This is a genomic window from Novosphingobium sp. (genome assembly GCF_027489515.1).
Classification (GTDB): Bacteria; Pseudomonadota; Alphaproteobacteria; order Sphingomonadales; family Sphingomonadaceae; genus Novosphingobium.
Map to the genome: position 1 here is coordinate 1 of NZ_JAIXZS010000102.1, position 4,125 is coordinate 4,125.

The window sequence follows — 4,125 nt, forward strand, 5'->3', positions numbered from 1 at the left end:
CGACGAACAGCCTCCCGTTCGTTCGGCAAGGGGAAAGGGTGCCCGGCCTCAAGCCGCGGTGCCCTTTTCTCATGCCATGGAACCAGCGCTCTGCGCGAGGACGGAGACGCTCCCAAAGCACCGTGCAAATCCGACTTCAGCCTCCTGCCAATGGCCCGTCCACCACCATCGCCATGAGCACTCCGGCCATGCCCGGGTCAACCACAAACAGGCCGACCGGGAAGTCCGCAAGCGGACTTCCGCACCACTCGACCAGTTTGCGGTCAAGCCTCCGCTTCGCTCCGGTGACCCGAGCACATCCGGAGCGCTGTTTCATGGCATGGCGGACGAGCCGCCAACGACAGGAGGCAACGATGTGCTACACCGCAGAAGCCTATGAAGCTGATACCGCCACGATCCGTCAGATCGATACCGACATCATCGCACTCGATGAGAAGATCATGCAGGCGGAACGGCGCTCTTATCACACCTTCTTCGATGTCCATGTGGTCCGGGCCGGAGACGGCTCGTATCTGCTGATCGAGGAAGGGGATTACGGTGAGCTTCCGCTGCATCTGATCGACGACATCGTCTACACCGCAGCAGGGAAGATGGACGACGAATACTGAGCCTCACGGGTGCGGTAAGTCCGCACCCAATGGCCCCTGTGCTTACGCCCGCCTCACGCCAGCTTTGTCAGAGCATCGACCGCTGCTTTAGGCTTCACTTTCACGGCGAGCTCGAGGAGCTGGATTGCACGATCCTGCCCTACCTTTCGCACCAGTTTGGCGAGCTGCTTTTCCGCCTCTTCCTGTTCGAGTTCCGCGAGCTTCTTTTTGCGCTCCGCCAGCTCCTTTTCAGCGGCTTCCAGAGCAGCGCGCTCGCGTTCAACCTTTGACACCATAGGGCCTGTCCTTTGCGTCTCGTTTGCCTCTCAGATGATGAACCATCTGTAGAGCCAGATCGAGACGTTTTTTTGCCTGATGCTTCTGCGCCCTACCGGACAACCGAGACGACGCCGGGCCTCTGAAGTTGCCAGAGGTACCGTGCCGCGGCTTTGGCAAGCAACGCAATCTTCGTTTTCATCGCGCGCTGGCCTTCGGCCTGGCTTACTTCGGGAAAGCCACTCCTGACATGCGACTCCCACCAAACCCGAGATCTCAGCACATAGCCGCCAAGTCCCTGAACTAGCACACCGAACACGGTTTTACCGTAAGGCGTTTCGGAACGAATCGCGTTTTATTGCAGGATGTTAGGTGTAGATCGGCGGGGCTGGGGCTCGGTGAAACATGTTTCGGAAGCTGATCAAGAGCGCCAAAAGCACGCTAAAACAATCACATAGCGCCGCAACAAGTTTCGGGCTGCAAAGCGCTTTTCACGGCGTTTCGGCTACGGTATAAATGCGCCTGCGGTATCCAAGCCATGCATAACCTTGTGAGGTTTGCATGGGTAAAGTCTTCAAAGGCATCGGCATCGGCCTCTCCGAAGAGGTGCTGCGCGAGCTCGACGCATTTGCTGCTACCAAAGGCGTTTCGCGCGCTGAAGCGATCCGTGCTTCGATTGCCGTCGGCCTTCCTCTCCTCAACCTTGGCATCGCGCTGAATGCCGAACGCGCTCTGACGATCCTCGAGCATACCCAGCTCGCGCTGTCGCTTTTGGTTGAACGGCAATACCCTGAGGACGTCAACGAGCTCATCGACATGGCTCTGCGCAACGTGCGTGAATACCATGCGTGAGGACATCCGTTTCAGCAAGAAAGCCGTCACGCTGACGCATGATTCCGCGCGCGGAAAAGTGAAGCGAAACGCGGGCAATTTCACTCGCGGATCACAGCTGTTTCACCATCAGATTCTGATGACCTGGGCAGGGGTTCGCATCCCTCTTTACACTTGGGCCGGAACAACGGTCTGTCTGCTGTCCCTGCTCGTTGCGATCACCTTCAAGGACCATGAGGTGACCCTTGTTCTGATGCGGGTCCTTGCGGAGTTCTGGAACTGGGTCGGACTGAACCCCATGAAGTCCGTCAACCTGACCCTCCCATCGGGCGATATGGTGCAGGGCCGGATGCATATGGTGCCCTTTCATCCCGCCGTCATGGCGGCGTGGGGCAAGGCCATTCAGGTGACTGTCTCGGCCATGCTCGGTTCGGTCTTCATTTGCGTTCCGCTGACGATCTGGTTCTTTGACTATTCGCGGCGCCGCGGGTCAGAAATTCTCACCGAACGCCATGAGCGCGGTGCGGTCAAGGTTGAGCGTGATGTGCTCGTTGCGGCGATCAAACATTACAACTGGAACGAGCACCAAAAGGAATGCCTTGCCCGCATGCCAGCGGAGGACCCTGACGCGGTTCTCAAGGAGGACCTCAAGAGCCGCACGAGGCGTGGGCTTCATCAGCCCTATAGGCTCGCTGGTGTCCCTTTCCCCTGGCGCCTTGAACAGAGCCACGCGATGTTCATCGGCACCACCGGTGCAGGCAAGACAACCGAGCTCAAGAAGATCGTCACACAGGCGAGGGCGCGGGGCCACCGCTGTGTCATCTTCGACCTCACCGGTACCTTCGTCGAGAGCTTCTACGACGAGACCACCGACTTCATTCTCAACCCGATGGATCAGCGTTGCCAGCCCTGGTCGATCTTCAACGATTGCGACAACTATGCCGAGTTCATGAGCGCCGCCAGCGCACTGGTCCCGAGCGGCCGCAATGCGGACGATGATTTCTGGCAGAAATCGGCCCGCACAATCTTTGTCGAAATGTGCATGAAGATGATCAGGCTCGGCATCCGCTCGAACGGCGGCCTTGCCTACTTTCTGATGCACGCCGACCTCAAGACGATCAGCCGCTATCTCGAGGGAACGATCGCAGCTCCGTTGATGTCGCCATCAGCCGCAAAGATGGCTGAAGCGATCCGGGCAACCTTCAATGCGAACGCCAACGTATTCCGCTTCTTGCCCGAGCCACGCAATGGTCAACCGGGCTTCTCGATCAACAAGTGGATGACCGAGGATGTGAAGGAAGGGTCGATCCTTTTCATCACCTCGACCCACCCTGACCTTGTCCTCAATCGGCCTTTGCTGACCCTGTGGATGGACATTGCCGTCAACGCCCTGTTTCGCATGGGCCGGACCCGCAATCTGCGCACGTGGTTTCTCATTGATGAGGTCCATGCGCTCCATCGCCTGCCCGCCATCGAGAATGGTCTTCAGACTGCCAGAGGGGTCGGCGGTGCCTTTATTCTGGGAATGCATTCCTTCGGTGCATTGCAGGACACTTACGGAGAGAATGGCGCGACGCATCTCACCTCTCTCGCTGGCACCAAACTGATCCTCAAACTGGCCGATCCGGCGACGGCCCAACGCTGCTCGGAATTCATTGGTCGGCGCGAAGTCAGGCAGATGGATGAGGCCTATTCCTATGGGTACAACAGCAACCGGGACGCTTCGACGATCACACCGCGCACTCAGGTGGCCGAACTCGTCTTCCCTGACGACATTTCCAACCTTCCATCGATGCACGGCTTTGTGAAGTTCCCGGACGGATTTCCGGCAGCCCGGATCGAGCTCAGCTGGAAGGACTACAAAGCGCGCGCGCCAGGCTTCGTGCGCGTCACGGACATGCGTGCGGCAGACTATGTGCCAACGCCGGAGGAAGCCGCAGAGATGCTGATGAGGGCAGGTGATGAGAGCGGTCCGGACAAGCAGCCGCAGCGGTCTGAAAAGCCCATCGATGCGGAGCGCACCGATGCCGAGCAAGAAGCGGAAAGGTTACGCGAAGAGATCGAGCGCTCGGTCGAGCGAACCGTCGAAGAAGCTGAACGGGTTCTGCGCGAACAACGCAAGGAGGAAGAAAGCGCTGGGCCACCGGCGCGCGAGCGCGACCTCCACAGCGCCTTCAAGTTCAGCAAGTCTGGCGAGAAGGACAGACGCGAGAAGCAGCAATTCGCTTTGAAAGATGTCGCAGAGCGCTCCGGTCGGGCGCAGAATCGCACCGATCAGCAGCGCGACAAGGATGCGCGGGACGCGGGCCAGGAGAGCGAGGTCCAGCGTGAAACGATCCACGGCTTCGGGGCCGAGGACAAGCGCCGCGCAGAGCCTTCGATTGATGACGATCAGGAGCCGGAACGATGACGGTTCACGCCACTGTCCGGA

The 4,125-nt window shown here is 59.1% G+C and carries 4 protein-coding genes; 3 read left to right on the top strand and 1 reads right to left on the bottom strand.

The genetic code is table 11. The features are described from left to right. The first annotated feature begins 353 nt into the window (after positions 1 to 353). Complete coding sequence (locus Q0082_RS18070; RefSeq protein ID WP_147161306.1) at positions 354 to 608, top strand: hypothetical protein; 255 nt, start codon at positions 354 to 356, stop codon at positions 606 to 608. 53 nt (positions 609 to 661) lie between these two features. Here Q0082_RS18070 and Q0082_RS18075 read toward each other — a convergent pair whose 3' ends face one another. Next, positions 662 to 883: a hypothetical protein gene (locus tag Q0082_RS18075; RefSeq protein WP_298195006.1), complete on the bottom strand. Its 222-nt coding sequence runs from the start codon at positions 881 to 883 to the stop codon at positions 662 to 664. Between the two features lie 541 nt (positions 884 to 1,424). On the opposite strand from Q0082_RS18075, the gene Q0082_RS18080 reads away from it, so the two are divergent. Continuing rightward, a complete protein-coding gene (locus Q0082_RS18080) occupies positions 1,425 to 1,715 on the top strand; it encodes a ribbon-helix-helix protein, CopG family (RefSeq protein WP_147161308.1) in 291 nt (96 codons plus the stop codon). Further along, entirely contained in the window at positions 1,708 to 4,104 is a 2,397-nt protein-coding gene (locus Q0082_RS18085) for a type IV secretion system DNA-binding domain-containing protein (RefSeq protein WP_298195007.1), read from the top strand. The genes Q0082_RS18080 and Q0082_RS18085 overlap by 8 nt, the downstream gene beginning before the upstream one ends. Positions 4,105 to 4,125 lie beyond the last annotated feature (21 nt).